Below are 19,332 nucleotides of genomic sequence, written 5' to 3'. Positions count from 1 at the left end.
GCCTCCTGTTAACCTAACGCTAATGAAGGGTGCATTGGGTTGTTATGAAGCAGAGACGCTCGCAACAGAGTGTCGGCTTTTTTCGCTTCGTTGAGCAGCACATCGACGGGGGGCAAATCCAAATCCCACTCAATCAAGGTGTGTCGGCTACCGTGCTGGGCAATCCACTGCTGATACAATTGCCAAACTTGGGCGGACACTGGCTGGCTATGGGTATCAATCCAGATCTCGCCTTGCTCTAATGGTTTGATGGTGAAGCCGGCAAGGTGAATTTCGTCAACGCACGCTGCTGGTATCGCTTCAAGGTAGGTTTGGCAATCAAAACCATGGTTAAACGCAGAAACATAGACATTGTTCAGATCGAGCAACAAGCGGCAGTCGGTACGACGCTGCACCTCAGTCAAAAACTGCCATTCACTGATGGTGGAATGTTGGTACTTGAGATAGCTGGAAGGATTCTCGATCAAGATCGGCCGTTTTAGTGCGTCTTGCACATGCAGCACGTTACGGCAAAAAACCTCGAGTGCTTCCTCTGTGTAGGGCAAAGGCAGCAAATCATTAAAGTAGTGACCGCCGTTTTCGCTCCAGCTGAGATGATCCGAAACCAAAAACGGTTGTAAGTCATCAACCAACTGTTTTAAGCGTAATAAATGTTGTGGATTAACCCCAGCCACAGAGCCGAGTGACAAACCAATCCCGTGGCAACTGATTTGGTAATGCTCCGCCATTTGGTTGAGTTGCTGGCGGTGGAAAGAATTGGGTTGGAAGTAATTTTCGCTGTGGATCTCCAACCAAGACAACGCAGGTCGATGGTGATGAAAATGATCATGATGGGGCAGTCTAAGCCCAACACCAATATGGGGATGAAACTCAGTGTTCGACATCGTTAGACTCCCTGCGGCAAAATTTGCGGACGGTGTGACATGAGGTGAGAAAGGAGGAGCACGGTTGAGCCTCTGTGCTCCTGCTGTTTTGCGGTGGTGTTCACCTCAATAAGGGGGTTAAGAAGATTGTGTGTTACCACCAGCCAATTTGCCGCATAAGCCTTTAGGAACAACCACGAAGGCGTCTTTTTGGTTGTCTTCTTTTGCCGTACCAGCGCAAGAGCTGGTTTTGGTGGCGCAGTCATTTTTGCCCGCTTTAGCCACGCCGTAGCATTTCTCTTTTTCTGCCGCCATTGCAGGTGCCGCAGTCAGCATGGTGCCACCCATTGCGATTAAACCGGTAACAACAGCAGTAACAGCAAGATTTGATTTTTTCATGGTTCTTTCCTCAGACTGATTTTCCTTTACTTATTGAGCTCGTGCTTCCGAGTGGATTCACTTGCTTGGTTAAAAGGACAGCAAGTTGCGGGAAAAACTTTCAAAAAAATGGCGATTATTTTTTATAAATTCATCGCGCCTGTAACTATCTCTATGATTTGTAATGGGTTGATGCCTTTTTCTTAAATTGCAATTTAGTCTGAAAAGCGAGCACGGTTTAGGTTATAATCCTTGTCTCTGTATAAATAACCAGTAGCTTCTTATCATGATCGATCCTTCACTTCTTCTCGATGGCTTGAACGACAAACAGCGTGAGGCTGTGGCCGCACCTTTGGAAAACTTGCTGGTGTTGGCAGGCGCAGGCAGTGGTAAAACGCGCGTTCTTGTGCATCGTATTGCTTGGCTAATGTCAGTCGAGCAGGCTTCGCCGTTTTCTATTATGTCTGTGACCTTTACCAATAAGGCGGCGGCGGAGATGCGCGGTCGAATCGAAGAGTTGATGATGGGCAGTGCATCGGGCATGTGGAATGGCACCTTCCACGGTATTTGCCACCGCATTCTCAGAGCGCACTATCTGGATGCCAAGCTGCCGGAAGATTTCCAAATTATTGATAGCGATGATCAACAACGTTTGCTTAAGCGACTGATCAAAGCACAAAACCTGGATGACAAACAGTGGCCAGCGCGCCAAGTCGCTTGGTGGATCAATGGCAAAAAAGACGAAGGATTACGCCCTGCGCACATCGATGCCTACCACGATCCCGTGACCAAAACCTACCTACAGTTGTACACCGCCTATCAAGAAGCGTGTGATCGCGCAGGCTTGGTCGACTTTGCGGAGATCTTGCTGCGTGCGCATGAGCTACTGCGTGAAAACAAATTTATCCGCGAACACTATCAAGCGCGCTTTAAACACATCTTGGTGGACGAGTTCCAAGACACCAACAACATTCAATACGCTTGGCTGCGTATGATGGCAGGGCCTGAATGCCATGTGATGATCGTCGGCGATGATGACCAGTCGATTTACGGTTGGCGTGGCGCGAAAGTGGAAAACATTGAAAAGTTCACTCTTGAGTTTCCGAGCGTCAACACCATTCGCCTCGAGCAAAACTACCGTTCGACCAAAACCATCCTTGAAGCCTCAAACGCCTTGATTGCCAACAATACCGAGCGCATGGGCAAAGAGCTGTGGACCGATGGCGTCGAAGGTGAACCGATCTCGATTTATTCTGCTTACAACGAATTGGATGAAGCACGTTTTGCGGTGAACAAAATCAAAGAGTGGCAGGACAAAGGCGGCGTGTTGAACGACGCAGCGATGCTTTATCGCAATAACGCCCAGTCGCGTGTACTGGAAGAAGCGTTGATTCAAGCGGGTTTGCCTTATCGCATTTACGGCGGGATGCGATTCTTCGAGCGCCAAGAGATCAAAGATGCATTGAGCTATCTGCGCCTCATCGCCAACCGCAATGACGACGCAGCCTTTGAACGTGTGGTTAATACTCCAACGCGTGGCTTAGGGGACAAAACGTTGGAAACGGTGCGTTTTGCCGCGCGCGATCGTGGCTGCACCTTGTGGGAAGCCAGTATCGCTTTGATCGAAGAGAAAGTGTTAACGGGGCGTGCTGCTGGTGCGTTAAGTCGCTTTATCGAGCTGATCACGGCGCTGGAAGACGACAGCTTTGAAATGCCACTGCACATTCAAACCGACCATGTGATCAAATCCTCAGGCTTGTACACCATGTATGAGCAAGAGAAAGGCGAGAAGTCCAAGGCTCGCATTGAGAACTTGGAAGAGCTGGTCACGGCGACACGTCAGTTTGAAAAACCGGAAGAAGCCGAAGAGATGAGTTTGCTCACTGCTTTCTTAACCCATGCCGCTTTGGAAGCGGGTGAAGGGCAAGCGGACGATTTCGAAGACGCGGTACAACTGATGACCTTACACAGCGCCAAAGGATTGGAGTTCCCATTGGTGTTTATGGTGGGCGTGGAAGAAGGCATGTTCCCGAGCCAGATGTCTGCCGAAGAAGCGGGCCGCTTAGAAGAAGAGCGCCGTTTGTGCTACGTGGGCATGACTCGGGCAATGCAGAAGCTCTATATTACCTACGCTGAAATGCGTCGTTTGTATGGGCAAGACAAATACCATAAACCATCACGTTTTATCCGAGAGCTGCCGGAAAGCTGCTTGGACGAAGTGCGCATGAAAGCGCAAGTCAGCCGTCCTGCCAGCAGTGGTCGCTTTAGCCAAACGGTGGTCAAAGAGAGCTTCAACGAAACGGGCTTTTCGCTCGGCTCTCGTGTGCGTCACCCGAAGTTTGGTGAAGGGACGATCATCAACTTTGAAGGCAGTGGGCCACAAAGTCGCGTTCAAGTGGCCTTTAATGGGGAAGGCATTAAGTGGTTGGTGACCGCTTACGCGAGGCTGGAAAAACTGTGATGGTTTATCGATCTTCGATCTGCAAACGGCGCTGAAGGCGCCGTTTTTTATGTCGCAGTGAGCGGGGACAAAAAGCAAGCAAAGAAAAACCCCGAGGGCTTGCGCCCATCGGGGTTATGGTCTTACTTGCAGCAATCCAGCTACTAAAGTGCTCCCTGCATCAAATCCTTGATAGTATGCTGAATCCGTCAGCTTAATCCTTTCGTCGCCTTCCTAGCGGTGTCCTTGACCTATCCTGGTCTACCAACAATCCTCGTTGGCTCACATCACTTGTTCCCTGAGCGGTGTCCCTGATATCTTCCTGATGTTCAGTCCTTGCCTCATCCAGAGGTGTCCATTGCCTTCCTTAGTAGTAACCATCCTAGTTACTATTGCGTCCGTTCAATGTCCAATTTGCTTTCCATGCCGACTATTCATCCTGAATAACCGTATCTTCTTCCTGAAGATGACCTCATCCGTAGTCATTTCCTGTTCCGTGTCAGCTTCCTTCCGACATATTCATAGTAACTTTTTCCCCAGCACCAACAACGGATCCAGCGCACATTTCTACATGTATAACATGGCTAAAAAGCATGCGTATTCAATAAAATCATGTGGTTAGTGTTATTTTCTCTCCAGTGTCTTACGTAAAAAACGACATTGGCTTACTTGTTTGTGAGAGATCTCTTACACGGTAACGAGCAAAAGACTATGCAACTTGGCTGATGACTTGATGAGTCACCGTGTTGTAGAGGATGCCTGCGCCAATTAAGCAGAATAAAACGCCGCAAATGCCATCAATATAGACACTCGCTTTGTGTAAATGCTGTTGCATTCGGCGACCAGAGAGCGCCCACGCTAAGCTGGCAAACCAAAGAAATGACAACGCAAATAAAATCATCACCGCTGTGGCCTTACCTGAGAGCGACATGGTTGCCGGGATTAAGCTCGATAGCAGGCTGACAAAAAACACTAACGCCTTGGGATTGAGAATGTTGGTGGCAAAGCCTTTGAGAAAAGCTTGGCGTTTCGTGTTCAGATCGTCCTGCCGTTGAGTGGCGGTGGGATTCACCGATGGCTGACGCCAATGACGTAATACGGAACGTAACGCGCCAATGCCCAAATAGAGCAAATAACTGCCACCCAGCAGTTGCAATAAGGCATACAACATCGGTTGCTGGTGGACCAAGTAACTCACGCCCGTCAGGCTTAATAGAGAATGCAGCAAAATGCCAACAGACAAACCGAGGGCAATAAAAAGGCCCGTTTGGCGGCCATAGCGGCTTGCGTTTTGCACGACCAGTGCCACGTCGGGGCCGGGGCTCATCAAAGCAATAAAGTGGACGCTTGCCAGCGTCAGTAAAATCGTCAGTTCGTTCATGAGTGTTTCTCGTGCATCATCAAAATCGAGTGTTGATTGTCTCGGGTTGCGCGGCTTTGCGCTTGTAAAAAACTGACACAGGCAACACTAACGTGCAATTTGCGATGGGGTAATACCGTAGGTCTGTTTGAAGGCTTTGCTGAAATGTGCTTGGTCATAGTAGCCAATTTGGTGCGCCACCTCAGTGCTGGATTGGCCCGCTTGAAGCAGCTTCATTGCTTGTTCTAAACGTAAGCGGCTCAGCCACGCATAGGGTGTCATGCCCATTCTGGTTTTGAACTGGCGCTGAAATTGAGTGGGAGAAAGTTGGCAGAGTTGTGCTAGTGTTTCTAAGCGCACAGGTTGATCGAGATTCGCCAGTAGAAACTCTTTGAGTGTCGCCTGCGATTGCTGACCCAGCGGTACGGCTTTTTGGCGGCCAGTGGATCCATAGCGATCAAAAAGGGTGCTAAACCCTTCAAATGGCAAACAATCTTGGGCGAGTTGGCTGATGTTTTTGCTGCGCAACCAAGCGTGCAGGTTACGAAGTTGTGAAAAAACCACAGGATCGGAGATGATCAACTGATTAAAGCTGATAATTTGACCATTTTGCTTAAGATCGGCGAGATCGCTTAACAGATGAGGTTCGATCGCAAACACATTCACCTGATAGCCTTCTTGTTGTTTGGAATGGCCATCGTGCAGCTCGTCAGGAGGCATGATGACAATCTGCCCATGACCAACGTGATGATGACAACCCTGTGAATGGAACTGCTGTTCGCCATGAGTAATCAGCCCGATGTGGAAATCCAGATGATAGTGCCGTGAAAAGGCAAACTTCTGATACTTCGCATCAATCAGGCTGAGCTTGTCATCTTGTGTTGGGATGTAGTGGATCTGCTCCATAGAGTACAAAAAAGCTTGGTCAGTTTGTGACCAAGCTTAGCGAGCTCAATGGCATTTGTCTTGTAAAAAACGATCAGTGGCTGAGTGCGGTTTTTCGGTTGTTGCGGCGATAGCGTAAGCCGTCGAAACTAAATACCACGAGTGCTCCCCAGATAAAGGCGAAGGTGAGCGCTTTGTCACTGGTGAAGGCTTCACCGTAAATCAACACGGCTAGCAAGAACATCAAACTTGGGCCTATGTATTGGAAAAAGCCTAAGGTGGACAACTTGAGTCGAGTGGCAGCGCCGGTAAAACAGAGCAAAGGCAGCGTCGTAACGACACCAGCGGCAATGAGCAACAGATTGAGCTGGCTAGGGTTGGCCAACATATTAGAGGTGGGGGTGTCGGCAATAAACAACAGGTAAATCGCGGCGGCTGGCAGCATCACCAAGGTTTCAATGAACAGTCCGGTTTGGGCATCGACGCTGACTTTTTTACGCAGCAAACCGTAGAAGCCAAAGCTAAAGGCGAGGGCAATCGCGACGATCGGTACCGAACCAAAGACGACAAGCTGCACCAGCACGCCACAAGCCGCTAAGGTGACTGCAAACCACTGCAACTTACGTAATCGCTCGCCAAGAAACAGCATGCCGAGCAACACATTGATCAGTGGGTTGATGTAATAGCCAAGACTGGCATCGAGCATGTGGTTGGCATTGACCGCCCAAATAAAAATTAACCAGTTAGCGCCGACTAAAATGGCGGTCGTGACCAGATAAAGCATTTTGCTCTTGCTGGTTAAAACGTCGCGCACGGTGCGCCAATGACGGCCAAAATGGAGCAGGGCGGCGAGCAAGAAAAAAGACCACACCACGCGATGGCTGAGTATCTCGAGTGGAGAGACCGCCGCGAGCGACTTAAAATAGATGGGCGCGATGCCCCACATGGTATAAGCACCTAAGGCGAGTAACACCCCTTGGCGTGCTTTTTGTTGTTCTTCTGCGGTCATTGAACGATAGCCAACTTAGTTATCAAGGATGGGTCAGTATAAGAGCGAGGTCCGGAATCACCTAGTATTTTGCGGTTTAATTCACCATCAAACGCCATTACAATGTGCCCTCATTATCTTGGGCATTTCGCAATATTGAGTGCTTTCGAGACCACCATCAAGACCAATACTGAGACTGTTCATGACTTCCACGCTGCTTGCCGACCCTTCCGATGCCTCGATAACGCCCCAAAGCGTCTTATCACAGGTGTTTGGCTATCAGACCTTCCGTGAGGGGCAGCAGTCGGTGATCGAGGCGGCTGTTGAGGGAAAAGATAGTTTGGTGATCATGCCCACCGGTGGCGGCAAATCGCTGTGCTATCAAATTCCTGCTCTGGTACGCCAGGGTATTACCTTAGTGATCTCCCCTTTGATTTCGCTGATGAAAGATCAGGTTGACCAACTTAAAGCCAACGGTGTGGCGGCAGAATGTGTCAACTCGACCTTATCACGTGACGCTTTGCTCAGCGTCTACAACCGCATGCACGCGGGACAGCTCAAATTGGTGTACGTTTCGCCAGAGCGGGTGTTGATGCGCGACTTTATTGAGCGGCTGGAAAATTTGCCCTTGGCGATGATTGCTGTCGATGAAGCGCACTGTATCTCTCAGTGGGGACACGATTTCCGCCCCGAGTACGCCGCGTTAGGGCAATTGAAGCATCATTTTCCTCACGTGCCGTTTATGGCGCTAACGGCCACGGCAGACGATGCGACGCGCAAAGACATTTTAAGTCGCTTGCATCTTAATGAGCCTCACGTGTATCTCGGCAGTTTTGATCGCCCCAACATTCGCTATGACCTAGTGGAGAAGCACAAGCCGGTCTCTCAAGTGATTCGCTATTTGGAAAGCCAAAAAGGGAATTGCGGCATTATTTATTGTGGTAGCCGTAAGAAAGTCGAAATGCTGACCGAGAAACTGTGCAATAACCATATTCGAGCAGCGGGTTATCACGCGGGAATGGACGCGGATGAGCGCGCTTATGTGCAAGAAGCGTTTCAGCGGGATGATATCCAGATTGTGGTGGCGACAGTGGCCTTTGGTATGGGGATCAACAAACCCAATGTGCGCTTTGTGGTGCATTTTGATATTCCACGCAATATAGAATCGTACTACCAAGAAACAGGCAGAGCAGGGCGTGATGGCCTGCCCGCTGAAGCGATGATGCTCTACGATCCGGCAGACATCACTTGGTTGCGCCGCATGTTGGATGAGAAAGACGACGGCCCGCAAAAACAAGTGGAAAGCCATAAGCTCAATGCGATGAGTGCTTTTGCTGAGGCGCAAACCTGTCGCCGCCAAGTGCTGCTGAACTATTTCGGTGAATACCGCGAGAAGCCTTGCGGCAATTGCGATATTTGCTTAGATCCGCCGAAGCATTTTGATGCAACGGAAGAAGCACGCAAAGCGTTGTCGTGTGTTTATCGCGTTAATCAGAGCTTTGGCATGGGCTACGTAGTGGAAGTGTTGCGTGGGATGCAGAACATTCGTATCCGGGAACACGGTCACGATAAGATTTCGACCTACGGTTTAGGGCGCGATCACAGCCATGACTATTGGGTGAGCATTTTCCGCCAACTGATCCACAAAGGGCTGCTGTTTCAAAACATCACCCGCAATTCGACTTTGCAGTTAACCGAAGAAGCAAGGCCATTGCTGCGTGGTGATATGACGTTGGAGCTGGCGGTGCCACGTTTGGATACTGCCGCGCGCAGTGCCAAAGCAGATAAGCTATCGAACAAACATTACGACAAAAAGCTGTTCGCCAAATTACGTAAGCTACGCAAATCGATTGCCGATGAGGAAGAGATCCCACCGTATGTGGTGTTCAGTGATGCCACGCTGATCGACATGGCTGAAATATTGCCGACCTCATATGGTGAAATGCTCGCGGTGAGCGGCGTCGGGCAGCGCAAACTAGAAAAATACGCGGATCCGTTTTTAGATTTGATTCAGGAGCACATCACTCATTATGGATGAGAACAACAAGGAATTTGGTTTAACGGAGTACATGGCGCAAGAAGGTCGATTGTTGATTCGCACGCCACGCTTTAATCTTGATACCTTTCCCGCATTGGCTGAGCAGCTTCTAAAACTGTTGTCTGCTCAAGTGGTGGAAAAACAGTGGGATGGAGACGTGCACAGCTGGTTGGTCGATTTTGAAGAGACACATCTATTTCTGAAAGCGGAACATTACAGTGAGGCGGTGTGGTTTGAATCGTTAACTGTGGATGATAGCCGAGAGGTAATGGACTACTTAGCGCAACTTTTTGCCAAAGGTTTTTAGGGGCGAAATCTTTCATTTTCAAAGGGATGTTTCACATGAAACATCCCTTTTTTATCGATGCATTTTGGCTCTGCTAGCGGCGAAATGGTGTTCAATCGTTTGCGTACCGCTCACTGCTTGTACTCGATATCGATTAATGTATAATCGCCCGCCGCTTCATCGGCAAAACGATGAACGGAAACATTTTCATTTTACATTGTTGGTAAGAGTGTTTTCCTGTTGGAGAAGACTCGATTTGGGTTCCCTCGCCCCCAAACCAAACTAAAAAGGTATCGCATGAGTAACTTTACCCCTGCGCAGCAGCGCAACGCCCTTATCTATTTGGCCCTGTTCCATCTGGTCATTATCGCTTCGAGCAATTACCTTGTTCAGCTACCGTTTACCATTTTGGGTTTTCATACCACTTGGGGCGCTTTCACCTTTCCATTTATCTTTCTTGCGACCGATCTCACCGTCCGCATTTTTGGTGCCAAGTTGGCACGTAAAATCATATTCTTAGTGATGATGCCGGCGTTGATTGTCTCTTACGCGTTATCGGTATTGTTCTTTGAAGGGCAGTTCCAAGGCTTTGCTCATCTGGGTGAGTTCAACTTATTTGTTGCACGCATCGCGATCGCCAGCTTTATGGCGTATTTGCTAGGGCAGATCCTCGATGTGCACGTCTTCAACCGTCTACGCCAGATGAAACAGTGGTGGGTCGCACCGACTTGCTCGACGCTATTTGGTAATGCGTTGGATACGTTGGCGTTCTTTGCTATCGCGTTTTATCAAAGCCCAGACGCGTTTATGGCGGAACACTGGACGGAAATTGCGCTGGTGGATTATGGTTTTAAACTGGTGATCAGCTTGGGTCTGTTTGTCCCTATGTATGGCGTGCTGTTGAATTACTTGATTAAGAAGCTGACCGCGGTGAATCCTCACTTTAAGGTTGCTTCCGCATCACGTTAATGGCCAGTTGATCTGATTTCGAGTGACACAAACAAAAAATCCCGAATCATCATGGTTCGGGATTTTTTATTCTCTGTAAGCTAGCGACTTTCTATAACCAGACTTTCTATAACCAAAGGCCAGCCAATATCGGTTTGGCGGTTGGCTTCCAGTTCCAGTTCTGCAGCAGTGAGTGGATTGTTTTCCAACCATTGCGCATCAATCGCTAAAGTGAGTTTGTCACCCTCAGCACTCAGGGTCACCTCAGGCTCTAAGGATGGCTGACGGCGATGCGACAATATCACGGCCAAGCGTAATAAACGCAGCAGGCGCTTGCCGCTGTTGCCAGACAGTGCATGCTGTTCTGGGAGCGAGGTTAAGCCTTCACGATAACGACGGGCAATTTCACCCATTAAGAATTTCTGTGCGCGAGTAAACCCTGGAAGATCCAGATGCTGCATCAGATACGCACTGTGCTCACCACCTTTTTTGAAATCAATGGTCAACCCAATTTCATGCAGTTTGGCTGTGGTCTCTAGCAACATGGCCCCTTGTGGTTCAGGGATCCACATCACGTCGCCCACTTGTTGCAGCAGCTTTAAGGCCAAATTCGCGACTTGCTGACCATATTGACTGTCGAGCTGGTAACGACTCTGGATGCTACCAATCGTGCGTGCTCGAATATCATCTTGGCGTAACTCACTCATCATCTCGTATGCCAAGCCTTCACGCAAAGCGCCGCCAGCAAGCGTCATGGCGTCGATTTCCAGCAGTTCGAAAATAGCGATCAAAATCGATAAACCACTAGGGAAGACCAGTGCTCTTTCGAGGGTTAACCCTTCAATTTCAAGTTCTTCGAGATGATCCGCAAGCATGGCTTGTTTTTGTAAGCGCTTAAGCTTAGCGTGGGTAATGACCTCGTCCATGCCTTGCGCCAACATGATTTCCTGCAGCGCTTGTACGGTACCGGAAGCGCCCACACAAACATCCCAACCGAGTGATTTGTATTGCTCCAAGATCGGTAATAAGGTTTGCTTGGCCCCTTCAATGGCGGCCTCAAAGTTGCGTGCACTGAGTTGGCGATCTTTGAAAAAGTTTTCCAGCCAAGTTACGCAACCCATCTTGAGGCTCGTCAGCGCTTTGGCTTCAAACCCCTCACCGATGATCAGCTCGGTGCTCGCACCACCAATATCCACCACCAAGCGTCGGCCGCTTCCCCCAGAGGTGTGCGCCACGCCTTTGTAAATCGTCGCGGCTTCTTCTTCCCCAGAAATGACTTCAATCGGGTGGCCAAGGATTTGATTGGCCTTTTGCAGAAACAGATCGACGTTAGTGGCGGTGCGCAGTGTGGCTGTGCCAACAATACGAATGTGCTCTGCGGGGATATCTTGCAACCGTTCCGCAAATAAGCTCAGGCAATCCCATCCTCGCTGCATCGCTTCTTTACTGAGCGCATTGTGTTCATCAAGCCCGGCGGCAAGACGCACTTTGCGTTTGATTTTAGCCATAGTTTGAACGCTGCCATCGATATGACGCACTACGAGCATATGAAAACTATTCGACCCGAGATCGATGGCTGCATAAAGCGGAGAATTGCCTGCCTGACTCATAAACGGTTTACGCTTCCTTGTGTTGACGCGGTTGTCGTGGACGACGGTTGTTTGACTTACGATCACCTGAACGTGCACCGCCAGTGTTCGTGCGGCGCTGCTGATTGCGCGCAGAAGGTGTACGGACTGGCGCTGGTAGATCTTGGATCAAGGCACTTGAATCGTAATCCGAGACCGGAATGGTGTGCTCAATGTATTCTTCAATTGCTGGCAAGTTGATGGCGTAATCTTCGCAAGCAAAGCTGATCGAGTGGCCACTTGCCCCAGCACGGCCAGTACGGCCAATACGGTGAACGTAGTCTTCACAGTCATCAGGTAAATCGTAGTTAAAGACATGCGTTACTTGCGGTATGTGCAGGCCACGAGCTGCCACGTCGGTTGCCACGAGGAGATCTACAGAACCTTGAGTAAATTGCTCAAGAATCTTTTCGCGTTTCTTCTGTGGAACATCACCAGTGAGCAGGCCAACGCGGTGACCATCGGCAGCAAGATGAGCCCAGATGGATTCACACTTATATTTAGTGTTAGCGAAAATAATCGCGCGATCTGGCCATTCTTCTTCAATCAGTGTTTGTAGCAGCGCCATTTTGTCTTCATTAGAAGGGTAGAACAGCTCTTCTTGAATACGGTGGCCAGTTTTTTGTTCAGGCTCAACCACAACGTGCTCTGGGTTATGCATGTGCTCAAACGCCAATTCTTGCACGCGGTAAGAAAGCGTCGCCGAGAACAACATGTTCAGACGCTCTTGTGGTGCTGGCATACGGCGGAACAAGAAACGAATGTCTTTAATGAAACCCAAATCGAACATGCGATCGGCTTCATCAAGCACAACCGCTTGAATGTTATTGAGGTTAAACACACGCTGCTTGTAAAAATCGATAATACGACCAGTGGTGCCGATCAGAACGTCAACGCCACCTTGTAGCTTGGCTAACTGCTTATCATAGCTTTCACCGCCGTAAGCGAGGGCTGCTTTGATGCCAGTACTTGCGATTAGAGGCTCAGCATCGTTGTAGATCTGAATCGCTAACTCACGTGTTGGCGCCATGATGATGGCACGTGGCTGGGTTGGCTGACGGCCTTCGTGTGCAGGTGTGGTCAACAAATGGTTAAAGGTAGCAGTAAGAAACGCGAGCGTTTTACCAGTCCCGGTTTGGGCCTGGCCTGCGATGTCTTGGCCGGAGAGCAGTACCGGCAACGCCAAGGCTTGGATAGGGGTACAAAACTCAAACCCTTTTTTTTCCAATCCTTCAACAACTTGGGGATTTAAACCCAAATCGGCGAACTTTTGCTCTGTGATATGCGTCTTTTTCATGGCTATAGAATATCAGCTAAAGCTTGCATTAAGAAAGCAAATACATTCCAATAGAGCATCAAATTACTGGTTATCATCCAACCAGTTTCGAAAAACACATTGGAGTGGAAGATGAGTGACAAGATTTTGCAGCTGTCTGACGAAGGTTTCGAAAACGACGTTATCAACGCTGCAGGCCCAGTACTAGTTGATTTTTGGGCAGAATGGTGTGGTCCTTGTAAGATGATTGCCCCAATCCTGGACGAAATCGCAGAAGAGTACGAAGGCAAACTCACTATCGGCAAACTGAATATTGACCACAACGCAGGCACACCACCTAAGTTTGGTATTCGTGGCATCCCAACCCTGCTGCTTTTCAAAAACGGCAGTGTAGCGGCAACGAAAGTGGGCGCACTGTCAAAAACTCAATTGAAAGAGTTTTTGGATGCGAACCTATAATCCATAAGTGATTAATAACAAAACCGTGCAATATCAAAATGCGCGGTTTTGTTTTTTTCAAACTCTGGACTAGAGTTTTATTTAGTGCTAATTTATCGCACGTTAATTAAACAACTTCTCTTCTTGGTCGATCCTGAGACCAAATCCATCTTAACTAGAAAACAGATCTTATTTTGACTAAACAAGAATCCACCACCATGAACCTTACCGAATTGAAAAACAAACCGGTATCAGACTTAGTCAAGCTCGGTGAGAGCTTGGGTCTGGAAAACCTGGCGCGTTTACGTAAACAAGACATTATCTTCGCAATCCTCAAAGCGCACGCAAAAGGCGGCGAAGACATCTTTGGCGATGGGGTTCTGGAAATTCTGCAAGACGGTTTTGGTTTCCTACGTAGTGCAGACAGTTCGTACCTAGCTGGTCCGGACGATATCTACGTATCACCAAGCCAAATTCGTCGTTTCAACCTACGTACTGGTGACTCGATTGCAGGGAAAATTCGCCCACCTAAAGATGGCGAACGTTACTTTGCACTGTTGAAAGTCAACACGGTTAACGATGATAGGCCAGACAACGCTCGCAACAAGATCCTATTTGAGAACTTGACGCCGCTGCACGCGAATGAGCGTATGGTGATGGAACGTGGTAATGGTTCGACAGAAGACATCACAGCACGTGTATTGGATTTGGCATCGCCGATCGGTAAAGGCCAACGTGGTTTGATTGTTGCTCCGCCAAAAGCGGGTAAAACCATGCTGCTACAAAACATCGCTCAGAGCATCACTTACAACCACCCAGAGTGTGTGTTGATGGTACTACTGATTGATGAACGTCCAGAAGAAGTGACCGAGATGCAGCGTCTAGTGAAAGGTGAAGTGGTTGCTTCTACTTTTGATGAGCCAGCATCTCGCCATGTTCAAGTTGCAGAAATGGTTATCGAGAAAGCGAAGCGTCTCGTTGAGCACAAGAAGGATGTGGTGATTCTACTTGACTCAATTACTCGTCTTGCTCGCGCATACAACACCGTTGTCCCTTCATCAGGTAAAGTACTGACAGGTGGTGTGGACGCAAACGCACTGCACCGTCCAAAACGTTTCTTCGGTGCGGCGCGTAATGTTGAGGAAGGCGGTAGCTTAACCATTATCGCGACTGCGTTGGTTGACACAGGTTCTAAGATGGACGAAGTGATCTACGAAGAGTTCAAGGGTACCGGTAACATGGAACTGCATTTGAACCGTAAGATCGCGGAAAAACGTGTATTCCCAGCTATTGACTTCAACCGCTCTGGTACTCGTCGTGAAGAGTTGCTGACGAAGCCAGATGAACTACAGAAAATGTGGATTCTGCGTAAGATTGTTCATCCTATGGGCGAAACAGACGCGATGGAATTCCTCATCGATAAGCTTGCGATGACGAAAACCAACGATGAATTTTTTGACGCAATGCGCCGTCAATAAAAGACTGACTTTAAGAAAACGCCACTCACTTCGAGTGGCGTTTTTGTTTGCATTTAGCCGAATAACTGTTCAGAATGGATTTGAATGTTAACAGGAGGTTAATATGCAACATGGATTGTTGTCGTCGCTACTCCTCTCTTTATCACTGTCTTGGATGCCGCAGATTGCGTTGGCGAAGGAAGTGCCAGCCGACACGGTGCAGCAGTGGCTTCAAGATCAACAAGTCGAGAGCAAAGTCTCTGAACTTTTGGATTATGCACTTCGCGACAAAACAAATGAGCTGAAGTTTTCTTTAGAACGATTAGCACTCCCTCAACAAGAAGTGGTGCGTTATGTCTTGCTCGATAAGCTTGAGAAAAATCAAGTGATCTTAACGCCTCGGATGGCGCTTTTTGTCGAGTCACAAATCAAGCAAACACCAGCTTACCAAGTGGTTGAAAAAGGGGATGGTTACGAGTTTACTGTCCCTGCGTTTAACTATCCTGCCATTGCCAGTCGACTTATCAAGCGTTGGAAACAAGACCAATCCACGTTGGAGTTCATTTTATTAGCGGAGCAAGGAAAGCTTGATTTGCAGACGTGGCTCTCAGGCTCTACTCATCAAGTTCAATTGCGCGAATCTTTGCTACTCAAAGAGTTGGACAGTTTATCGCCAGAAGCGTTAGATCGATTAGTGAATCAATTAGTCGATAAGCCCATCACCACTTGGTTACCTTCTTCCGCCGTCGTCGTGCGTTTTGCTCAAGTGAGCGAGCGTCCAGATGTGTATCATCTATTGTGGCGGATGAAAGCGGATCACAACAGCCAAGCAGAGTTAACACGTTTGGCATCTATGGGAGATGAACAGGCGTTGCAACAAGTGATGGCGGCAGCGTTGAATCCAAGCCTGAAAGAACAAGCGATTCAGGCGCTGGCAAGTAAACATCCGCTCTCCCAAGACGTGAAGCAGTTTCTTATTACGAGAATGGTTCTGCCTGATGATGCTGTGCTGGTGGCGAAAGAGCTCAGTAAACAAGGCCATGAGGGATGGTTGCAAGAGGTATTATCGGGTGGCTACCCGGTTAAGCGTCATCTCATCGCACAAGCTTTAAAATAAAAGTTGTAAAATAGCCTCACAAAATTAGCGGATCCTATCGAAATGCGTTTTGTTATACTGCCTCAAGTTTACCCACTTCATGTAGAAGGCCTATGAGTTTTAAGGATTTACGCGACTTCCTCAATCACCTAGAGAAGAAAGGGCAATTAAAGCGCATTACTCACCCCGTTGATCCCGCCTATGAAATGACCGAGATCAGTGACCGAACACTACGAGCGGGCGGTCCGGCTTTACTGTTCGAAAACCCAATTGGTTACGATATCCCAGTGTTGACAAACTTATTTGGTACCGCTGAGCGTGTTGCGATGGGGATGGGAAGAGAACAAGTTAAAGAATTGCGTGAGGTTGGGCAGTGGCTTGCCTATCTCAAAGAACCTGAGCCACCTAAAGGTTTTAAAGACGCTTTGGATAAGTTGCCTGTGTTCAAACAAGTTTTAAACATGCCTGTGAAGCGTTTACGCAAAGCCGCATGCCAAGAAGTGGTTTGGCAAGGTGAAGAGGTTGATCTGGACAAGATTCCCGTGATGAGCTGCTGGCAAGATGATGTTGCGCCACTGTTAACTTGGGGATTAACCATTACGCGAGGTCCCAACAAAAAACGCCAAAATTTGGGGATCTACCGTCAACAGAAAATCGCAAAAAACAAAATCATCATGCGCTGGCTAGCACACCGAGGTGGGGCTTTGGATCTGCGTGACTGGATGGAAAAGTACCCCGGCAAACCTTTTCCTGTGTCGGTTGCATTCGGTGCGGATCCTGCGACGATTCTAGGGGCGGTGACACCAGTACCAGATACACTTTCGGAATATGCTTTTGCAGGTCTCTTGCGTGGGAGTAAAACCGAAGTGGTCAAGTCCGTCAGCAATGATCTCGAAATCCCCGCGAGTGCAGAGATTGTGCTCGAAGGCTATATCGATCCTAATGAGTATGCTGATGAAGGGCCTTATGGTGACCATACTGGCTATTACAATGAAAAGGAAAAACACCACGTTTTTACCATCACGCATATTACGATGCGTAAAGAGCCTATCTATCATAGTACTTACACCGGTCGCCCACCAGATGAACCCGCGGTATTAGGGGTGGCTCTCAATGAAGTTTTCGTGCCGATCTTGCAAAAGCAGTTCCCTGAAATAGAAGATTTCTATCTGCCACCGGAAGGGTGCTCTTACCGAATGGCTGTCGTGACGATGAAAAAGCAGTACCCAGGCCATGCGAAACGCGTGATGATGGGTGTTTGGTCTTTTTTACGTCAATTCATGTACACCAAGTATGTAGTGGTGTGTGATGAATCAGTGAATGCGCGTGATTGGGATGATGTCGTTAAGGCGATGACGAAAAATATGAACCCGATACTCGACTCTCTATTTATTGAGAGCACGCCGATAGATTCTCTCGATTTTGCCTCACCTGTGGCTGGGTTAGGTTCAAAGATGGGCCTAGATGCCACCATAAAATGGGAGGCGGAGCTAGCATTGCAAGGGGCGACGGTGTCCACAGAGTTTGTGTCGCAGATTGGTTTCGATGTCAATGCACTTAAAGCGGTCCATCCTCTAATATCAGATATCTATGTGCCAGCGGTTGCGAGTGGTCAGTTTATGGTTGTTAAAATCAATAAACCCCATGCTGGGCAATGCAAAGAAGTGGTAGAAAGCTTATGGCAAGTCGAGAGCGTCAAGCAGCGCAATAAATTTATCGTGGTGTGTGATGACGATGTCAAAGCCGATGATTGGCATGACATCATCTGGGCGATCACTACTCGGATGGATCCAGCACGCGATACGTTGAAGATAGACGGTAGTGAGAGTTGTAGCGCCAAATTGGTTTTTGATGCCACCAATAAGTACCCTGAAGAAATCACGAGAGAATGGGGAAAACCGATTAAAAAAGATCCTAAACTTGTGGCTAAAGTCGATGCGCTTTGGCAGGAGTTCGGTATTCTATGAGCCATATGGTACGCCTTCTTCCTATGGATATCTCTTTTGTCGTTAGAGAAGGTGAAACGGTTTTGGACGCTGCGCTCAACAATAACATTGCGTTTCCAAACCGTTGCCAAATGGGGTCATGTGCAATGTGCATGTGCCGAAAAGTCTCTGGAGAGATTCGTTATCAACTAGAGCCACTATTAACTGAACAAGAACAACGACAAGGCTGGATATTTCCTTGTCTGGCCTATACAGAAAGTAATTTAGAACTTACCTTCGCCGAAGAGTAAGTCAGAGGAATACCATGACAATTCAATGTAAAGTAAAGTCGATTAAGCCACTAGCCTGCAACACTTACCAGATCCTATTGCATCCTGAAAACCCAGTCTCCTTTAAAGCAGGTCAATATCTCATGGTGATGATGGGTGAGAAAGACAAGCGTCCATTTTCCATTGCCAGTAGCCCTTGCCGTCACGAAGGGGAGTTAGAGTTACATATCGGTGCTGCCGAGCATAATGCCTATGCACTTGAAGTGGTGGAAGTGATGCAAAATGCATTGGATAACGATAGCTATATTGATATTGATGCACCACATGGCGATGCGTGGATCCGCGAAGAGAGCGAAAGACCGATGTTACTCATTGCTGGTGGAACGGGTTTTAGTTATGTACGCTCTATTCTCGATCACTGTATCGCGCAGAATAAGCCAAATCCAATTCATCTTTACTGGGGCGCTAGAGATTATTCACAACTTTACGCGAGCGAAGAGTTGGCTTTGATTGCCAGTCAAAATGCGAATGTGCATTTTATTCCCGTCGTGGAAGAGTCTCCTGCGAATTGGCAAGGCAAAGTGGGTAACGTATTACAAGCCATCCACGAGGATTTTAGTAGTTTGGAAAACTACGATATTTACATCGCAGGTCGATTTGAGATGGCTGGCTTAGCAAGAGAGCAATTTACACAGCAAAAACAAGCTAAGCGTGAAAGAATGTTTGCTGATGCATACGCCTTTATTTAAGTTTGTCCTGTCATTTACCCCATCTTATTAGTCGCAAAAGGGGGTGTTTTGCTCTCTTTTGCGCCACATTGTTGGCTTTGTAATCAAACAAACGCTTTTGGTGACTTTTTTTCAAATTAGGGGTTGCCAAAGAAACTGCCTTCCCTATAATGCGCATCCACCGACACGGCAGACGGCGTAAGGCCTCAGCAACGTCGGGTGAGGTAAAAGCTTCTGAGAAAATAAATTTGAAAAAGTGTTTGACTCTTCAAATTAACTCGCTAGAATGCACCTCCGCTTTGAGAGAA

Annotated in this window: 17 protein-coding genes; 10 read left to right on the top strand and 7 right to left on the bottom strand. The window is 48.2% G+C overall.

Annotated features, from left to right (window positions below; genetic code table 11):
- Positions 1-8: 8 nt before the first annotated feature.
- Together bufB and LZU85_RS19040 are read right to left on the bottom strand one after the other, a co-directional pair.
- The gene (gene bufB / locus LZU85_RS19045; RefSeq protein ID WP_108678117.1) at positions 9-884 is read right to left on the bottom strand and encodes an MNIO family bufferin maturase; all 876 of its coding nucleotides are present in this window, start codon (positions 882-884) and stop codon (positions 9-11) included.
- 117 nt (positions 885-1,001) lie between these two features.
- Positions 1,002-1,262: a BufA1 family periplasmic bufferin-type metallophore gene (locus LZU85_RS19040; RefSeq protein ID WP_011078997.1), complete on the bottom strand. Its 261-nt coding sequence runs from the start codon at positions 1,260-1,262 to the stop codon at positions 1,002-1,004.
- Between the two features lie 265 nt (positions 1,263-1,527).
- Between LZU85_RS19040 and uvrD the strand changes: the two genes are divergently transcribed.
- Positions 1,528-3,702, top strand: coding sequence for a DNA helicase II (uvrD, locus tag LZU85_RS19035; protein WP_011078996.1), 2,175 nt, complete (start codon positions 1,528-1,530; stop codon positions 3,700-3,702).
- Between the two features lie 688 nt (positions 3,703-4,390).
- Here uvrD and LZU85_RS19030 read toward each other — a convergent pair.
- The 3 genes from LZU85_RS19030 to rarD all read right to left on the bottom strand — a co-directional run bounded on the left by LZU85_RS19030 (position 4,391) and on the right by rarD (position 6,935).
- On the bottom strand, positions 4,391-5,062 hold the full coding sequence (locus LZU85_RS19030) for a LysE family translocator (RefSeq protein ID WP_237288128.1): 672 nt from the start codon (positions 5,060-5,062) through the stop codon (positions 4,391-4,393).
- Positions 5,063-5,149: 87 nt separating this feature from the next.
- The gene (locus LZU85_RS19025) at positions 5,150-5,947 is read right to left on the bottom strand and encodes a helix-turn-helix transcriptional regulator (RefSeq protein WP_172666077.1); all 798 of its coding nucleotides are present in this window, start codon (positions 5,945-5,947) and stop codon (positions 5,150-5,152) included.
- Between the two features lie 73 nt (positions 5,948-6,020).
- Positions 6,021-6,935, bottom strand: a complete 915-nt coding sequence (rarD, locus tag LZU85_RS19020) for an EamA family transporter RarD (protein WP_237288126.1) — start codon at positions 6,933-6,935, stop codon at positions 6,021-6,023.
- 181 nt (positions 6,936-7,116) lie between these two features.
- Between rarD and recQ the strand changes: the two genes are divergently transcribed.
- From recQ to LZU85_RS19005, 3 genes are all read left to right on the top strand, one after another.
- Complete coding sequence (gene recQ, locus LZU85_RS19015) at positions 7,117-8,952, top strand: ATP-dependent DNA helicase RecQ (protein ID WP_237288125.1); 1,836 nt, start codon at positions 7,117-7,119, stop codon at positions 8,950-8,952.
- Positions 8,945-9,259, top strand: coding sequence for a DUF3630 family protein (locus tag LZU85_RS19010; protein WP_039554978.1), 315 nt, complete (start codon positions 8,945-8,947; stop codon positions 9,257-9,259). Before recQ ends, LZU85_RS19010 begins: the two co-directional genes overlap by 8 nt.
- 276 nt (positions 9,260-9,535) lie before the next feature.
- Positions 9,536-10,207 (top strand): 7-cyano-7-deazaguanine/7-aminomethyl-7-deazaguanine transporter, encoded by a 672-nt coding sequence (locus LZU85_RS19005; RefSeq protein WP_013572602.1) that lies wholly within the window; start codon positions 9,536-9,538, stop codon positions 10,205-10,207.
- 80 nt (positions 10,208-10,287) lie between these two features.
- Here LZU85_RS19005 and gppA read toward each other — a convergent pair whose 3' ends face one another.
- Together gppA and rhlB are read right to left on the bottom strand one after the other, a co-directional pair.
- Entirely contained in the window at positions 10,288-11,796 is a 1,509-nt protein-coding gene (gppA, locus tag LZU85_RS19000; protein WP_053541701.1) for a guanosine-5'-triphosphate,3'-diphosphate diphosphatase, read from the bottom strand.
- Positions 11,797-11,803: 7 nt separating this feature from the next.
- Positions 11,804-13,111 carry an ATP-dependent RNA helicase RhlB gene (gene rhlB / locus LZU85_RS18995; RefSeq protein WP_013572600.1) on the bottom strand — a complete coding sequence of 436 codons (1,308 nt, stop codon included), beginning with the start codon at positions 13,109-13,111 and terminating at the stop codon, positions 11,804-11,806.
- Positions 13,112-13,222: 111 nt separating this feature from the next.
- Here rhlB and trxA point away from each other — a divergent pair, with 111 nt between their 5' ends.
- The 6 genes from trxA (at position 13,223) to fre (ending at position 19,045) form a co-directional block, all read left to right on the top strand.
- A complete protein-coding gene (gene trxA / locus LZU85_RS18990) occupies positions 13,223-13,549 on the top strand; it encodes a thioredoxin TrxA (protein ID WP_011078987.1) in 327 nt (108 codons plus the stop codon).
- A 197-nt stretch (positions 13,550-13,746) separates the two neighbouring features.
- Positions 13,747-15,006, top strand: a complete 1,260-nt coding sequence (gene rho, locus LZU85_RS18985) for a transcription termination factor Rho (RefSeq protein ID WP_011078986.1) — start codon at positions 13,747-13,749, stop codon at positions 15,004-15,006.
- 103 nt (positions 15,007-15,109) lie between these two features.
- Positions 15,110-16,102, top strand: coding sequence for a hypothetical protein (locus LZU85_RS18980; RefSeq protein ID WP_176299691.1), 993 nt, complete (start codon positions 15,110-15,112; stop codon positions 16,100-16,102).
- A 92-nt stretch (positions 16,103-16,194) separates the two neighbouring features.
- Positions 16,195-18,048, top strand: a complete 1,854-nt coding sequence (gene ubiD, locus LZU85_RS18975) for a 4-hydroxy-3-polyprenylbenzoate decarboxylase (protein WP_237288123.1) — start codon at positions 16,195-16,197, stop codon at positions 18,046-18,048.
- Positions 18,045-18,317 carry a 2Fe-2S iron-sulfur cluster-binding protein gene (locus LZU85_RS18970; RefSeq protein WP_011078983.1) on the top strand — a complete coding sequence of 91 codons (273 nt, stop codon included), beginning with the start codon at positions 18,045-18,047 and terminating at the stop codon, positions 18,315-18,317. The genes ubiD and LZU85_RS18970 overlap by 4 nt, the downstream gene beginning before the upstream one ends.
- 14 nt (positions 18,318-18,331) lie before the next feature.
- Entirely contained in the window at positions 18,332-19,045 is a 714-nt protein-coding gene (gene fre / locus LZU85_RS18965) for an NAD(P)H-flavin reductase (protein ID WP_072611460.1), read from the top strand.
- The last annotated feature ends 287 nt before the right edge of the window (positions 19,046-19,332 follow it).

Origin of the sequence: Vibrio floridensis (assembly GCF_021852965.1) — a bacterium.
Classification (GTDB): Bacteria; Pseudomonadota; Gammaproteobacteria; order Enterobacterales; family Vibrionaceae; genus Vibrio; species Vibrio floridensis.
Note: the sequence above shows the minus strand (reverse complement) of the source record. Positions and strands in the feature narration are given on the sequence as shown.